The organism is Rhodanobacter sp. B04 (assembly GCF_002001125.1).
In the GTDB taxonomy this organism is placed as follows: domain Bacteria; phylum Pseudomonadota; class Gammaproteobacteria; order Xanthomonadales; family Rhodanobacteraceae; genus Rhodanobacter.
The window spans coordinates 556,003-570,234 of record NZ_MUNV01000005.1 but is presented as its reverse complement, the minus strand read 5'-3'; the positions used below and the strand labels follow the sequence as shown (position 1 = coordinate 570,234).

The window sequence follows — 14,232 nt, the reverse complement described above, 5'->3', positions numbered from 1 at the left end:
TCCGGACAAGACCGCGCTTGATAACAGGCTGGCATGTTGCACTGCAAGGTACAGCGCAGCATTCGCAGGCGTACGGAATGGCAATCCAGCGGGCGTCTGCAAGGTGTCTCGATGGATGGCCGCGCGTCGAGCAACTCGGCCAGCAGCCTTGCAGGTGCGATTCTCCTGCAGCGGATCAAGCCCTTGCCGTGCGACAACCGTTACCATGGCCGTTTTGAAGCACAGCGGGACACCATGAGCGACAACCAGCGCGACATCGAGGCCGGCATCCAGACGGATCTGAATGGGCAGATGAGCTATGGCGGCTACCTGCGCCTGGAGACTCTGTTGTCTGCGCAGCAGCCGCTGAGCCAGCCACCGCATCACGACGAGATGCTGTTCATCGTGCAGCACCAGGTGGCCGAGTTGTGGATGAAGCTGCTGCTGCATGAGCTGAAGGCGGCCGTGGCGCATTTGCGGGTCGACGATATCGATGCCTGCCTGAAGATCCTGGCGCGGGTGAAGCAGATCCAACGCCAGCTGTTCGAGCAATGGGCGGTGCTGGAGACGTTGACGCCATCCGAATACCTGGAGTTCCGTGGCGTACTCGGGCCGTCGTCGGGCTTCCAGTCGCTGCAATACCGCATGATCGAGTTTCTGCTCGGCAACAAGAATGCGCAGATGCTCAAGGTGTTCGCACACGACCCAGCCGCACACGCAGCGTTGTCGGCCGTGCTTGAAGCGCCAAGCCTGTATGACGAGTTCCTGCGCTATCTGGCACGGCGTGGACATGCGGTTCCAGCCGAACAATTGCAGCGCGACTGGACCCAGCCGCACCATCGCAACGACGCGCTGCTGCCGGTGCTCAAGCGCATCTACGAGCAGCGCTCGGGTTTCTGGCCGGAATACCACATGTGCGAGCAGCTGGTGGACGTGGAGGAGAGTTTCCAGCTGTGGCGTTTCCGCCATATGAAGACGGTGGAACGGATCATCGGCCAGCGCCGCGGCACCGGCGGTTCATCCGGCGTCAGCTTTCTGAAAAAGGCACTGGATCTGGAGTTCTTCCCCGAACTGCTGGACGTGCGCACCGTGCTGGGTAGCTGAGCTGCGCGACGGCGTCGCTGACCTCGCGCGAGCGAGCGGCGGCTTGCACTTTCCGAGATGAATCGCCCAGGGAAATCCATGAACCAGACTGTCGAGACAAGCGCCGCGCCGGACTATCCGCAAATGCTCGGCCACCCGCGTCCATTGTGGATGCTGTTCATGACCGAGTTCTGGGAGCGCTTCGCGTTCTACAGCGTGAGCTGGGCGCTGGCGCTGTACATCGTGGCGCATTTCTACAATGGCGACGCGTCCGGCGAGGCCTGGGCCAGCAGCATCTTCGGTGCGTATACCGCACTCATCTACGCTTCCAGCATATTCGGCGGCTACGTGGCCGACCGTATCATCGGCTACCAGCGATCGATCCTGCTCGGTGCGCTGGTGATGGCGCTGGGCCTGTTCGTGGTGATGTTGCCCAGTCGCGACGTGTTCCTGCTCGGGCTGGCGATGGTGATCGTCGGCAATGGCCTGTTCAAGCCGAACATTTCCTCGATGGTGGGCCAGCTGTACGGCCGCGATGATCCGCGGCGCGATCGCGGCTTCACCTTGTTCTACATGGGCATCAACGGCGGCGCGTTGCTGGCGCCGCTGTTGACCGGCTGGATGGCCAGCTATTTCACCGACACGCCGATGCAGCAGAACTACCGGATCGTGTTCGGTGCCGCCGGCGTCGGCATGTTGCTCAGCCTGCTGTGGTTCTGGTTCGGACGGCGTGGCCTGCAGGGCGTGGGTCGCCCTGCGCCGGAGGCGGCCAGCCGGATGCGCGTGGCGTGGGTGTTGCTGGGCATGCTCGTCGCGGTGCCGCTGGTATACCTGCTGCTGGCGTTCGTCACCACCGGTCTGTCGTGGATGCTGGGGGCGCTGTTCGCCGGCGCGGCGGCGATGCTGCTGGTCGAGGCGGTCAGGCATGGCCGGGTGCAGGTCGATCGGGTGCTGGCGATGCTGGTCATCTTCGCCTTCAACATCCTGTTCTGGATGTTCTATTTTCAGCTCGGCACCTCGTTCAATTTCCTGGCGGAGAACCTGGTCGACCGGAAGATGTTCGGCGGCTGGGTATTCCCGGTGGGCTGGTTCCAGTCGGTGAGCCCGCTGGCGATCATCGTGCTGGCACCGATCGTCACCGTGGTCTGGAGTTTCCTGGCGGCGCGCCGGAGCGAGCCGTCGATCCCGCGCAAGTTCGGCCTTGGCCTGATTTTCAACGGACTGGGTTTTGCGGTGCTGATGTATGCCTTGTCGCGACTGCTCGGTGCACACGGCCTGATTCCGTTCTGGCCGCTGGTGCTGTGCTACGTGCTGCAGACGGTGGGCGAGCTGTGCCTGTCGCCGATCGGACTTTCCATGGTGACCAAGCTGGCGCCGCCGCGGCTGGTCGGTCTGGCGATGGGCGGCTGGTTCCTGTCGCTGGCGGTGGGCGGCAACCTGTCCGGCCTGCTGGCCGGGCATATCAGCGGCGACAGCGGCATGACCGTCGGTTCGGCGCTGAGCGGCTTCACTTTCAGCTTCTGGTTGCTGGCCGGCTCGGGCGGGCTGCTGTTGCTGATCTCGCCGCTGATCAACAAGCTGATGCACGGCGTGCGCTGACCGGGCGCCCGCCATCGGCATGAGAAGGGCGGCCCTCGGGTCGCCCTTCTTCGTTTTGTCGCGCGCATTCCGGCGCGAAACCGACGCATCGTGCTGCACTGCATTTGACGCCAACGGCGCTCAGCGGTTACACCTTTCGCAAAAATTTACGTATCCGCACGTGACGTGCCGACCCGCCAGCAGGAAACCCCATGAGCCAGACCACCGACACGACGCCGCGCGCCGCGCCCGATTATCCGCAGTTGCTGGGCCATCCGCGGCCGCTGTGGATGCTGTTCATGGCCGAGTTCTGGGAGCGCTTCGCGTTCTACGGCATGCGCTGGGCGCTGACCCTGTACATCGTGGCGCAGTTCTTCGATGGCGACAGCGCCGGCCAGGCCTCGGCCAGCCGCACCTACGGCGCCTACCTGGCGCTGGTGTATGCCACCGCCGTGTTTGGCGGTTACGTGGCCGACAAGATCATCGGCTACCAGCGCTCGATCCTGCTCGGCGCGGTGGTGATGGCGGCCGGCCTGTTCATGGTGATGGTGCCGAACCACTCGACCTTCATGCTCGGGCTGGCCACGATCATCGTCGGCAACGGCCTGTTCAAGCCGAACATTTCCTCGATGGTCGGGCAGCTGTATGCGCCGGGCGATTCGCGTCGCGATCGAGGCTTCACCCTGTTCTACATGGGCATCAATGCCGGTGCGCTGATCGCGCCGGTGCTGACCAGCATGCTGGCGACCAAGGTATTCGGCACGCCAGGCCACCAGAACTACCACGTGGTGTTCGCCGCTTCGGGTGTCGGCATGCTGATCAGCCTGGTGTGGTTCTGGTTCGGTCGTCGCCAGCTCGGCCACGTCGGCATGCCGGCGCCGGAAATCGCCAGCCCGATGCGCGTGGTCTACGTCGCGCTGGGTGTGCTGGTGGCGGTTCCGTCGGTCTACCTGCTGATGGACAAGGCCGGCGCCGTGGTGTTGCAGTGGCTGCTGACCGCGCTGTTCCTCGGCGTGGGCGTGATGCTGGTGGTCGAGGCGATCCGCACCGGCCGGGTGCAGATCCAGCGGGTGATCGCGATGCTGATCATCTTCACCTTCAACGTGCTGTTCTGGATGTTCTTCGAGCAGGCGGGAAGTTCGTTCAACTTCCTCGCCCAGCACATCGTCGATCGCCGGATGTTCGGTGGCTGGGAGTTCCCGATCGGCTGGTTCCAGTCGGTCAATCCGGTCGCCATCGTGCTGCTGGCGCCGCTGGTGACGCTGGTGTGGGCGTGGCTGGACAAGCGTCGCATCGAGCCCTCGATTCCGCGCAAGTTCGGGCTCGGCCTGATCGGCAACGCGTTGGGTTTCGCCGTGCTTATGTACGCCCTGTCCAGCCTGGTCGGCGACGACGGCATGATCCCGTTGTGGACGCTGGTGCTGTGCTACGTGCTACAGACCGCCGGGGAACTGTGCCTGTCGCCGATCGGCCTGTCGATGGTGACCAAGCTGGCGCCGGTGCGGCTGGTCGGACTCGGCATGGGCGGCTGGTTCCTGTCCACCGCCATCGGCAACAACCTGGCCGGCCTGTTCGCCGGACATGTCAGCGGCGAGAGCGGCATGACCGTGGGCTCGGCCTTGTCCGGCTACACCATGGGTTTCTGGATCCTGCTGGGTGGCGGCATCCTGCTGTTCCTGGTCGCGCCGTTGATCAACCGGCTGATGCACGGCATACGCTGATCCAGTCGGGTTGAATCGCCACCAGGAAGGGCAGCCATGGGCCGCCCTTCCTGGCGCAGCATTCAGGGCTTCGCCGGTTGCAGTTTGTCGAGGATGCGTTCCAGCCAAAGGCGTTCCTCGGCGTCGAGCCTCGCCAGTACCTCGCGTTCGCGCGCACGCGCCATCGGTGCGACCTCATCGTGCATGACCCAACCTGCCTCGGTGAGGCTGAGTACCGAGCGGCGCTTGTCGTCGTCGTGGATCGCGCGGCTGACCCGCCCGGCCTCGACCAGCCGCGCCAGCGCACGGCTCACCGCCACCTTGTCCATCGCGGTGCGCTCGGCCACTTCGCGCGCGGACAGCCCGTCGAAACGGGCCAGTACCGCCATTACCCGCCACTCGGTCACCGAGATGTCGTAGCGGCGCTGGTAGTCGTCGGCGATCGCCTGGCTGATCGTGTTGGACAGGATCGACAGCCGGTAGGGCAGGAAATGCTCCAGCTGCAGCGGGGCGTGCTCGGCAGTGGCGGGGACAGGCTGGCGTTTGGCAGGCATTGCGGCGGTGTTCCTTGCAAATGGTTTCATATGAAACTATAACGTGAGGATTATCCCGATGGTGGCACGCTCGCGTGCCGGCCATCGTGCACCGACACACAGGAGAGCGCCATGAACGCCCAGCCGAACCTTGGCATGCAGGTCACCACCTTCGAGAACCCGATGGGTATCGACGGTTTCGAGTTCGTCGAGTTCGCCGCGCCCACGGGGCGCGCCGGCGAGCTGCACGACCTGTTCAAGCGCATGGGCTTCACGGCCGTGCTCAAGCACAAGGCACGGCCGATCACCGTGTACCGGCAGAATGGCGTGAACTTCCTGGTCAATGAAGACCCGGATTCGTTCGCTGCCGAGTTCGCCGGAAAGCACGGCCCCAGCGCCTGCGGGTTCGCGATCCGCTTCAAGAAACCATCCGGCGATGTGCTGGCCACGGTACTCGGCAACGGTGGCGAGGCGGTGACCGACAAGGCCGACAGCAAGGCGGTGAATGCGCCGGTGGTGAAGGGCATCGGCGACTGCATGCTGTACCTGATCGATCGTTACGGCAGCGCCGGCAGCATCTACGACGCCGACTACGCGCCGATCGAAGGTGCCGATCAAAACCCGGCCGGCTTCGGTCTGACCTTCATCGATCACCTGACCCACAACCTGTACTTCGGCAACATGCAGAAGTGGTCGGATTACTACGAGCGGTTGTTCAACTTCCGCGAGATCCGCTACTTCGACATCAAGGGCGCCAAGACCGGCCTGGTGTCGAAGGCGATGACCGCGCCGGATGGCGTGGTGCGCATTCCGCTCAATGAATCCAGTGACCCGAAGAGCCAGATCAACGAATACCTCGACGCGTATCACGGCGAAGGCATCCAGCACATCGCCTGCTTCACCGACGACATCTACACCACGGTGGAAAAAATGCGCGCCGCTGGCGTGGAGTTTCTCGATACACCGGACGCGTACTTCGAAGTGATCGACGTGCGTGTGCCGAATCACGGTGAAGACGTACCGCGGCTGGCGAAGAACAAGATCCTGATCGACGCCGACCTGGAGACCAAGCAGCGCAAGCTGCTGCAGATCTTCACCCAGAACGCGATCGGCCCGATCTTCTTCGAGATCATCCAGCGCAAGGGCAACGAAGGCTTCGGCGAAGGCAATTTCCAGGCGCTGTTCGAGTCGATCGAGCGCGACCAGATGAAGCGCGGATTCCTGTAAGGAGCGGCTACATGGGGACGATGGTCAGCAACGGTTACCAATCCGGCTTCGGCAACGAGTTCGCCAGCGAGGCGATCGCTGGCGTGCTTCCGGAGGGACAGAACTCGCCACAGCGGGTGGCGCATGGGCTGTATGCGGAGCAGTTGTCGGGCACCGCATTCACCGCGCCGCGCCACAGCAACCGACGCAGCTGGCTGTACCGGATCCGTCCGGCGGCAGTGCATCAGCCATTCGAGCCGCTGGCGCATGCCACGTTCCATAACCGTTTCGACGAGGCACCGGCCACGCCGAACCAGCTGCGCTGGAATCCGTCGCCGATGCCGTCCCGGCCGACGGATTTCGTCGATGGCCTGGTGACGCTGGCCGGCAACGGCAGTGCCAGCGAGCATGCCGGCATGGGTATCCATGTCTATACGGCGAACCGTTCGATGCAGGGGCGGTTTTTCTACGACGCCGATGGCGAGCTGCTGATCGTGCCGCAGCAAGGCGCCTTGCGACTGGCCACCGAGCTGGGCGTGCTGGACGTAGAGCCGCAGGAGATCGCGGTGATCCCGCGCGGCGTGCGCTTTCGCGTGGAACTGGTGGACAGCGAGGCCGATGCACATGGAAGTGCGAGTGCCGCGGGCGCAGGAAGCGCAGGAGCGGCACGCGGCTATATCTGCGAGAACTTCGGCGCGCTGCTGCGCCTGCCGGATCTGGGTCCGATCGGGTCGAACTGCCTGGCCAATACGCGCGACTTCCTCACCCCGCATGCGGCGTACGAAGACGTCGAAGGCGCGTTCGAGCTGATCGCGAAATTCCAGGGCGCGCTGTGGTCGGCAAAGATCGGCCACTCGCCGCTCGATGTGGTCGCCTGGCACGGCAACTACGCGCCGTACAAATACGACCTGCGCCGCTTCAACACGATCGGTTCGATCAGCTACGACCATCCCGACCCGTCGATCTTCACCGTGTTGACCGCGCCGAGCGACACCGCTGGAACGGCGAACATCGATTTTGCGATCTTCCCACCGCGCTGGCTGGTGGCGCAGCACACGTTCCGTCCGCCGTGGTTCCACCGCAACGTGGCCAGCGAATTCATGGGCCTGATCACCGGCGTGTACGACGCCAAGGCCGAAGGCTTCCTGCCCGGTGGCGCCTCGCTGCACAATTGCATGAGCGGGCACGGCCCGGATGCGGCCACGTTCGAGAAGGCCTCGGCGGCCGACCTGTCGAAGCCGGACGTGATCGGCGGCACCATGGCCTTCATGTTCGAGACGCGCAAGGTGATCCGGCCCACGCAGCAGGCACTGGCATCCCCGCAGCTGCAGGGCAATTATCACGAATGCTGGCAGGGCATCCGCAAGCATTTCGATCCGTCGCAGGCGTAAGTCATTCGCCGCACCGTTCTGTCTGGAGAAACACATGAAGCTGGGAAGTCTTAAGGAAGGCGGCCGCGACGGTACGCTGATCGTGGTCAGCCGCGATCTGACCAAGGCGGTGAAGGCCGGCGCCATCGCGCCGACCTTGCAGGCCGCGCTGGACGACTGGTCCAACAGTGCGCCGCGGCTGAACGCGTTGTCGGACGAATTGAACGAGGGCAGGGCCAGCGGCGCGTTTGCGTTGGACATGACGGCACTCGCCTCGCCGCTGCCGCGCGCGTATGAGTTCGTCGACGGTTCGGCCTACCTTCCGCACGTCGAGCGCGTGCGCCGCGCCCGCGGTGCCGAGGTGCCGAAGTCGTTCTACACCGATCCGCTGATGTACCAGGCGACCAGCGCCGGCTTTCTCGGTCCGCGCGATCCGGTCGTCGTGCCCAGCGAGGATTACGGCATCGACCTGGAAGCCGAAGTGATCGTGATCACCGACGACGTGCCGATGACGGTGACGCCGGCGCAGGCGTCGGAGCACATCCAGCTGGTCGGCCTGGTCAACGACGTGAGCCTGCGCGGGTTGATCCCGAACGAACTGGCCAAGGGCTTCGGCTTCCTGCAGTCCAAGCCGCGTTCGGCGCTGTCGCCGGTGCTGGTGACACCGGATGAATTGGGCGACGCGTGGCAGGGCGACAAGCTGCACCTGCCGATGCGCACCTGGCTGAACGGTGCGTGGTTCGGCGAGGCCGAGTGCGGCGTCGACATGCAGTTCAGCTTTGCCGAGTTGGTCGCCCACGTGGCGAAGACGCGGCCGCTGACCGCCGGCACGATCGTCGGCTCGGGCACCATCGCGAACGAGGACACCGGCAAGGGTGCGTCGTGCCTGGCCGAGCAGCGCACGGTCGAGACATTGCGCGACGGCCAGCCGAGCACGCCGTTCCTGAAGTTTGGCGACCGCCTGAAGATCGATATCACCGATGCCATGGGCGCTTCGATCTTCGGTTCGATCGAGCAGCAGGTCGTGCCTTACCAAGGCTGATGCCATCATTGACAGGGCCCATGTCGGGCCCTGTCATGGGCGGGCCCGCGCAACATGCGGTTAGAGCGGTGGGTTGTGAAGGCGCACCATATAGCGCCTGGCGCGGCGATGGCATGGTCAACGGAATCCTTGGATGGAGCAACCGCTACCAGATGAGATCGTCCGGTACCTGGAATTGCTTGTAGTACTCGTCGTCGTTATCGTTGCCGGCAGCGGTGCTGCGGCCATGGTCGAGCACGATCATCGCCGCATCGCGTGCGTAGACCTTGTCCGCGGCGGCGCGGGGTAGCAGTTCGTAGCCCTGGTCGTGGCGCACGACTACCAGCGTGCCGCTGGCCAACTGCGCGCGCAGCGCCTCATTCACCAGCACACTGCGGATCGTGTCCCCATCGGTGAAGCGGTAGGCGATCTCGCCTTCGCGTTTCTGTTTGTGGCTCTCGACGATCTGGTGGATCTGTATGCGCTGCTCGTTGGCGCGCGCCTGCGCGTTGCGCTCGGCCGCCAGCGCGCGATCGCGCTCGGCACGCTCCGCCTGCAGCCGCTGCGCATCGACCTGCTCGGTGGCAGGCGCCACCGGCGCCTTGCCTTGGCGCTGCTTGGTCTGCTCGCGCACCACCTGGGCCACCTTGTTCTTGTTGACCAGGCCGGCTTTGAGCAGCTGTTCTTGCAGGGGATTGCGCATGCGGACGATGAGGTGGCTGGGCAGGATCGCAGGTGTGATTGTACCGGCGTGGCCCACATCCGGTTCTCGTGGCTGATTCTTCGTCCATAGGCCAGCATGACGAACTGGCCCGATCCCCGTTGGCGAAACTGGCCAAGACCGCGGGGTGGGCGTCCCTCCGTTTCGGCATGCCTGCGATGTTCGGCCTCGTCTTTCTGGTCACGGCCATGTTCTACTTGCAGGCCGGATTCCGTAGCAGCCAGTTACTAGCGAGGTGCATCATGTCCACAGTCACGCTCAAGGGTCAGCCAATCAGCATCAATGGCCAGTTTCCGTCGGTGGGTACGCCGGCACCGGCGTTCAGCCTGGTCGGCGGCGACTTGTCCGACGTCACGCTGTCGAATTTTCCGGGCAAGCGCAAGGTGCTGAATATTTTTCCGAGCGTCGATACGCCGACCTGCGCGATGTCCGTTCGGCATTTCAACGAGTCGGCCAGCCAGCTCGACAACACCGTGGTGCTGTGCATCTCGGCCGACCTGCCGTTTGCGCAGGCACGCTTTTGCGGTGCCGAAGGGCTGAGCCGGGTGGTCAATCTGTCGCTGATGCGCGGACATCAGTTCCTCAACGATTACGGCGTGGCAATTGCCAGCGGCCCGCTGGCTGGCTTGGCCGCACGCGCGGTAGTGGTGCTGGATGCACATGACAACGTGATTCACGCCGAGCTGGTCAGCGAGATCGCGCATGAGCCGGACTATGATGCGGCCTTGGCCGCGTTGAGCTGATGCTATGGACAAGGCGTGGGCACCGAGCCCACGCCTTGCGGGTTCACTTCCGAGACTGTCCCACGATCGGGATACCGAGCGGTCGTGCTTGCAGATGTTCCGGCAAATTCAGACCCAGACGCAGGCTTCGGCCGATACGTTCGGCGTATTCGGTCATTTGCGCTGTACCGGCCTCATCCAGTATTTCGGGTGTGGTCTCTCGCCACAGCGCGAGCCAGCGTTCGAAATGTCCGGGACGGATCGCCGGCTGAGCGCGATGGACGCCCATCGGATTGCCGCGGTAGCTGTTCGCGCGCAACGCCACCGAACACCAGAAGGACGTCAGTAACTTCTTGTGTTCGTCCCAGTCGTGCACGGCCGCGTTGAATACCGGGCCGAGCAGCGGGTCGGTACGGACCTTGTCGTAGAAGCGGTCGACCAGCCTTGCGATGCCTGCCTCGTCGAGGATGGATGAGGTGTCCATGCCATCCATGATAGGACGTACCCGCGGTCGACCCGTGCGGCGTATCGCCGCTGCGCAGGCGGTGTCGCGGCGGTGATTGACGATTCGCGCGATCAACGAAAAACCGCGCCGGTTGGCGCGGTTTTCATCTCGGAAAAGGCCCGGCTTATTTGGCCGCGACCACCCGCACCATTTCCAGGCACTTGTTCGAGTAGCCCCACTCATTGTCGTACCAGCTCACCAGCTTGACGAAGGTATCGTCGAGCGCGATGCCGGCCTCGGCGTCGAAGATCGAGGTGCGTGCATCGCCGCGGAAATCGGTGGCGACGACCTTGTCCGTGGTGTAGCCGAGGATGCCCTTCAGGGCGCCTTCGCTCTGCGACTTCATCTCGGCGCAGATCTCGGCATAGGTGGCGGGTTTGTCCAGCTCGACGGTGAGATCGACGACCGAGACATCCGACGTCGGCACACGGAACGACATGCCGGTGAGCTTCTTGTTGAGCTCGGGGATCACCACGCCGACGGCCTTGGCGGCACCGGTCGAGGAGGGAATGATGTTTTCGAGGATGCCGCGGCCGCCGCGCCAGTCCTTGTTGCTCGGGCCGTCGACGGTTTTCTGCGTCGCGGTGGCGGCGTGCACGGTGGTCATCAGGCCGCGCTTGATGCCCCACTTGTCGTGCAGCACTTTGGCCAGCGGCGCGAGGCAGTTGGTGGTGCAGCTGGCGTTGGAGACGATTGCCTCGCCGTTGTACTTCTTGTCGTTGACGCCGAACACGAACATCGGCGTGTCGTCCTTCGACGGCGCCGACAGGATCACTTTCTTCGCGCCCGCGTCCAGATGCTTCTGCGCCGTGACCTTGTCCAGGAACAGCCCGGTGGACTCGATCACCACGTCGGCGCCCACGTCGCCCCACTTCAGCGCCGCCGGATCGCGCTCCTGGGTCAGCCGGATGGTCTTGCCGTTGACCACCAGTTGGCCGCCTTCCACCTTGACGTCGCCCTTGAAACGGCCATGCACCGAGTCGTAGCTGAGCATGTAGCCAAGGTAGTCCGGCTCGAGCAGGTCGTTGATCGCCACGATCTCGATGTCGTTGCCGAAGTTCTGCACGGCAGCGCGCAGCACGTTGCGACCGATGCGGCCGAAGCCGTTGATGCCGACCTTGATGGTCATGAGGGGGCGTCCTCCAGATGGGAATGAAAACGTGACCGCGACTGGCGGCCGGCAAAGCCGCGATTTTACAGCCAATCGCGACCTGGCGCTTGCCGCCGCCGGCGAGCGGCGCCACCACGGCGGGGCACAAAGTTCCAAGCCGACTGTGGCAGACTGTTTGAAATGTCCTGCCGGATCATTCCCATGAGCTTCACTCGCAGCGCCACCACCGTTCTGCTCGCTTGCCTTGTCATAGCGCCCGCGCAGGCATGGGGGCCATTAGGCCACAGCGTGGTCGCCGAACTGGCGCAGCGGCATCTCAGTCCAGCGGCCGAGGCCGAGGTCGAGCGATTGCTGGCGCCGGAACACACCACGTCGCTGGCCGACATCGCGAACTGGCCTGACCAGATCCAGGACGATCCGGCGCGTGCAGCCCTGTGGAAGCAGACCCGTAGCCAGCACTACATCAATTTCCATGACGGCGATTGCGATTACGTGCCGCCGCGTGATTGCCGCGACGGTCGCTGCGTGGTGGCCGGGTTGCAGTATTACGTCGGCGTGCTGGGCGATCGCAGCCAGCCGGATGCCGCGCGCCGCGAGGCGTTGAAGTTCGTGGTGCATTTCGTGGGCGACATCCACCAGCCGCTGCATGCGGGTTATCGCGACGACAAGGGTGGCAATACCTACCAGGTGCAGTTCGACGGCAAGGGCAGCAACCTACACAAGGTATGGGACTCGGGCATGCTGGGTACCCGCCACCTTGACTGGCAGGCCTATGCGCAGCAGTTGGACTCACCGGTGCCGGTGGCACTGCCGCTGCCGATCGCACCATTGGACAACCCTTACGCCCAGTGGGCGGAAGAGTCCTGTCGGATCACGGCGGCAGCGGATTTCTATCCGGCCGACCACCAGATCAACTCGGCGTATGTTGATGCCGAATTGCCCGTGGCCGACCAGCGCCTGCGCGAGGCCGGCCGGCGGTTGGCCGAGGTGCTCAACCTCACGTTGACGCCGGCAGCACCAGTGCGCTGAAGCGCCAAGGAGTGCCGCAAGGCGTTCTTGCGGCCTACTCACCTGGCCTGGTTTGGGTCGTGTCTGGACACCCAGACATCCATCGCATACGTTTCAGGGCTGGCGCCACGGCTCGCATCTGCTAGCCTCGACAGCATGACTAACACTCCCCTACGCCGCACCAAGATTGTGGCCACCCTTGGCCCCGCCACCGACGTGCCGGGCATGCTCGAGAAAATCATCGCCGAAGGCGTCGACGTGGTTCGCCTGAATCTGTCGCACGGCCAGCCCGACGATCACCGCGCGCGGGCCAACGCAGTGCGCGCAGCCTCGGCGGCGGCCGGCCGCGAAGTCGGCATCCTGGCTGACCTGCAGGGGCCGAAGATCCGCATCGAGACGTTTGCGAACGGGCCGGTGGAACTGGTCGACGGCGCACCGTTCGTGCTGGACTGCCGTCCCGATGCGCCAGCCGGCGATGCCTCCCGTGTGGGTGTGAGCTACTACGAGTTGCCGCAGGACGTGCATGCTGGCGACGTGCTGCTGCTGGATGACGGCCTGGTCGCACTGACCGTGCTGGAGGTGGTTGGCGCCGAGGTGCGCTGCCGGGTGCTGATCGGCGGCAAGCTGTCCAACCGCAAGGGCCTGAACCGGCAGGGCGGCGGACTCTCGGTGACGGCGCTGTCCGACAAGGACAAGGCCGACATCAAACTGGCGGCCGAAATCGGTGCCGATTTCCTGGCGGTATCGTTCGTGCGTTCGGCCGAAGACATGCATCAGGCGCGTCGGTTGCTGCACGAGGCAGGTGGCGATGCCTCCTTGGTGGCGAAGATCGAGCGCGCCGACGCGATTCCGGTGCTGGGCGAGATCATCGATGCGTCGGACGTGGTGATGGTGGCGCGCGGCGATCTGGGCGTGGAGATCGGCGACGCCGAGCTGCCCGGGTTGCAGAAAAAGATCATCCGCGAGGCGGTGGCGCACAACCGCGCGGTGATCACCGCCACCCAGATGCTGCAGTCGATGGTGCGCTCGCCGATCCCGACCCGTGCCGAGGTGCTCGATGTGGCCAACGCGGTGATCGACGGCACCGATGCAGTGATGCTGTCGGAAGAGACGGCTGCCGGTGCGCACCCGGACAAGGCCGTGGCGGCGATGCGCCGGATCTGCCTGGGTGCCGAGCGCCAGTTCGAGCCGAAGGAGGATCTGGCTTCCGCAGGCCACCGCCTCGACCGCACCGATCAGGCGATTGCCCTGGCCGCGATGCTGCTCGCCGGACAGCTGGGCGTGCGTGCGATCGTCGCACTGACCGAGTCCGGTGCCACCGCGCAATGGCTGTCGCGCTACCGCACCGCGGTGCCGATCTATGCACTGTCTCCGCTGGCCGGTGCGCGCCGGCGCATGCTCATGCTGCGTGACGTGCAGCCCGTCGAGTTTGCCCATGTAGGCCTGAATTCGGCGGCCACCGCCCGCGCCGCGGTGCAGCAGCTGTTCGCGCAAGGTCGCCTGAGCGAAGGCGATCGTGTAGTCCTTACGCATGGCGACCATGTGGGGCAGGGTGGTGGCACCAATACCTTGAAGCTGCTCTCGGTCGGTGCCGACGGCATGGTCGAAAGTCTGCGCGACCTCTGATCCGGCGGCAGTCGCGTGCCTCAATGCGCGGTGCGCGATCGTCCCTGACGCCAGCATTGCGCAGGACGG

General features: G+C 64.6%; 13 protein-coding genes. 9 read left to right on the top strand and 4 right to left on the bottom strand.

The window, feature by feature from the left end; all coding sequences use genetic code 11:
- Window positions 1–234 precede the first annotated feature (234 nt).
- The 3 genes from B0E46_RS02440 to B0E46_RS02430 all read left to right on the top strand — a co-directional run bounded on the left by B0E46_RS02440 (window position 235) and on the right by B0E46_RS02430 (window position 4,361).
- On the top strand, window positions 235–1,083 hold the full coding sequence (locus B0E46_RS02440; RefSeq protein ID WP_077554179.1) for a tryptophan 2,3-dioxygenase family protein: 849 nt from the start codon (window positions 235–237) through the stop codon (window positions 1,081–1,083).
- Window positions 1,084–1,161: 78 nt separating this feature from the next.
- Window positions 1,162–2,661 (top strand): oligopeptide:H+ symporter, encoded by a 1,500-nt coding sequence (locus B0E46_RS02435; RefSeq protein WP_077554075.1) that lies wholly within the window; start codon window positions 1,162–1,164, stop codon window positions 2,659–2,661.
- 191 nt (window positions 2,662–2,852) lie between these two features.
- Window positions 2,853–4,361 (top strand): peptide MFS transporter, encoded by a 1,509-nt coding sequence (locus B0E46_RS02430; protein ID WP_077554074.1) that lies wholly within the window; start codon window positions 2,853–2,855, stop codon window positions 4,359–4,361.
- Between the two features lie 62 nt (window positions 4,362–4,423).
- Here the strand turns inward: B0E46_RS02430 and B0E46_RS02425 are convergent, their stop codons facing one another.
- Window positions 4,424–4,894 carry a MarR family transcriptional regulator gene (locus B0E46_RS02425; RefSeq protein WP_077554073.1) on the bottom strand — a complete coding sequence of 157 codons (471 nt, stop codon included), beginning with the start codon at window positions 4,892–4,894 and terminating at the stop codon, window positions 4,424–4,426.
- A gap of 111 nt (window positions 4,895–5,005) precedes the next feature.
- Here B0E46_RS02425 and hppD point away from each other — a divergent pair, with 111 nt between their 5' ends.
- From hppD to B0E46_RS02410, 3 genes are read left to right on the top strand one after another with little or no spacing between them, the layout of a single operon-like run.
- A complete protein-coding gene (hppD, locus tag B0E46_RS02420) occupies window positions 5,006–6,100 on the top strand; it encodes a 4-hydroxyphenylpyruvate dioxygenase (RefSeq protein WP_077554072.1) in 1,095 nt (364 codons plus the stop codon).
- Between the two features lie 11 nt (window positions 6,101–6,111).
- Entirely contained in the window at window positions 6,112–7,470 is a 1,359-nt protein-coding gene (gene hmgA, locus B0E46_RS02415; RefSeq protein ID WP_077554071.1) for a homogentisate 1,2-dioxygenase, read from the top strand.
- A gap of 34 nt (window positions 7,471–7,504) precedes the next feature.
- Entirely contained in the window at window positions 7,505–8,491 is a 987-nt protein-coding gene (locus tag B0E46_RS02410) for a fumarylacetoacetate hydrolase family protein (protein WP_077554070.1), read from the top strand.
- Between the two features lie 145 nt (window positions 8,492–8,636).
- Here the strand turns inward: B0E46_RS02410 and B0E46_RS02405 are convergent, their stop codons facing one another.
- Window positions 8,637–9,173: a DUF2058 domain-containing protein gene (locus B0E46_RS02405; RefSeq protein ID WP_077554069.1), complete on the bottom strand. Its 537-nt coding sequence runs from the start codon at window positions 9,171–9,173 to the stop codon at window positions 8,637–8,639.
- Between the two features lie 260 nt (window positions 9,174–9,433).
- Here B0E46_RS02405 and tpx point away from each other — a divergent pair, with 260 nt between their 5' ends.
- Window positions 9,434–9,934, top strand: a complete 501-nt coding sequence (gene tpx, locus B0E46_RS02400; RefSeq protein WP_077554178.1) for a thiol peroxidase — start codon at window positions 9,434–9,436, stop codon at window positions 9,932–9,934.
- 43 nt (window positions 9,935–9,977) lie between these two features.
- On the opposite strand, the gene B0E46_RS02395 is transcribed toward tpx, so the two are convergent.
- Window positions 9,978–10,397, bottom strand: a complete 420-nt coding sequence (locus B0E46_RS02395) for a group III truncated hemoglobin (RefSeq protein WP_077554068.1) — start codon at window positions 10,395–10,397, stop codon at window positions 9,978–9,980.
- A gap of 145 nt (window positions 10,398–10,542) precedes the next feature.
- Window positions 10,543–11,547 carry a type I glyceraldehyde-3-phosphate dehydrogenase gene (gene gap, locus B0E46_RS02390; protein ID WP_077554067.1) on the bottom strand — a complete coding sequence of 335 codons (1,005 nt, stop codon included), beginning with the start codon at window positions 11,545–11,547 and terminating at the stop codon, window positions 10,543–10,545.
- 183 nt (window positions 11,548–11,730) lie between these two features.
- Here gap and B0E46_RS02385 point away from each other — a divergent pair, with 183 nt between their 5' ends.
- On the top strand, window positions 11,731–12,558 hold the full coding sequence (locus B0E46_RS02385) for a S1/P1 nuclease (protein ID WP_077554066.1): 828 nt from the start codon (window positions 11,731–11,733) through the stop codon (window positions 12,556–12,558).
- Between the two features lie 135 nt (window positions 12,559–12,693).
- Window positions 12,694–14,163, top strand: a complete 1,470-nt coding sequence (gene pyk, locus B0E46_RS02380; RefSeq protein ID WP_077554065.1) for a pyruvate kinase — start codon at window positions 12,694–12,696, stop codon at window positions 14,161–14,163.
- The last annotated feature ends 69 nt before the right edge of the window (window positions 14,164–14,232 follow it).

Bases quoted from the DNA above. Each gene is read 5' to 3' on its own strand.
- B0E46_RS02440 (WP_077554179.1), top strand. From the start codon at position 235: ATGAGCGACAACCAGCGCGACATCGAGGCCGGCATCCAGACGGATCTG.
- B0E46_RS02435 (WP_077554075.1), top strand. From the start codon at position 1,162: ATGAACCAGACTGTCGAGACAAGCGCCGCGCCGGACTATCCGCAAATG.
- tpx (WP_077554178.1), top strand. From the start codon at position 9,434: ATGTCCACAGTCACGCTCAAGGGTCAGCCAATCAGCATCAATGGCCAG.
- B0E46_RS02395 (WP_077554068.1), bottom strand. From the start codon at position 10,397: ATGGACACCTCATCCATCCTCGACGAGGCAGGCATCGCAAGGCTGGTC.
- pyk (WP_077554065.1), top strand. From the start codon at position 12,694: ATGACTAACACTCCCCTACGCCGCACCAAGATTGTGGCCACCCTTGGC.
- B0E46_RS02425 (WP_077554073.1), bottom strand. From the start codon at position 4,894: ATGCCTGCCAAACGCCAGCCTGTCCCCGCCACTGCCGAGCACGCCCCG.
- hmgA (WP_077554071.1), top strand. From the start codon at position 6,112: ATGGGGACGATGGTCAGCAACGGTTACCAATCCGGCTTCGGCAACGAG.
- gap (WP_077554067.1), bottom strand. From the start codon at position 11,547: ATGACCATCAAGGTCGGCATCAACGGCTTCGGCCGCATCGGTCGCAAC.
- B0E46_RS02405 (WP_077554069.1), bottom strand. From the start codon at position 9,173: ATGCGCAATCCCCTGCAAGAACAGCTGCTCAAAGCCGGCCTGGTCAAC.
- hppD (WP_077554072.1), top strand. From the start codon at position 5,006: ATGAACGCCCAGCCGAACCTTGGCATGCAGGTCACCACCTTCGAGAAC.
- B0E46_RS02410 (WP_077554070.1), top strand. From the start codon at position 7,505: ATGAAGCTGGGAAGTCTTAAGGAAGGCGGCCGCGACGGTACGCTGATC.
- B0E46_RS02430 (WP_077554074.1), top strand. From the start codon at position 2,853: ATGAGCCAGACCACCGACACGACGCCGCGCGCCGCGCCCGATTATCCG.
- B0E46_RS02385 (WP_077554066.1), top strand. From the start codon at position 11,731: ATGAGCTTCACTCGCAGCGCCACCACCGTTCTGCTCGCTTGCCTTGTC.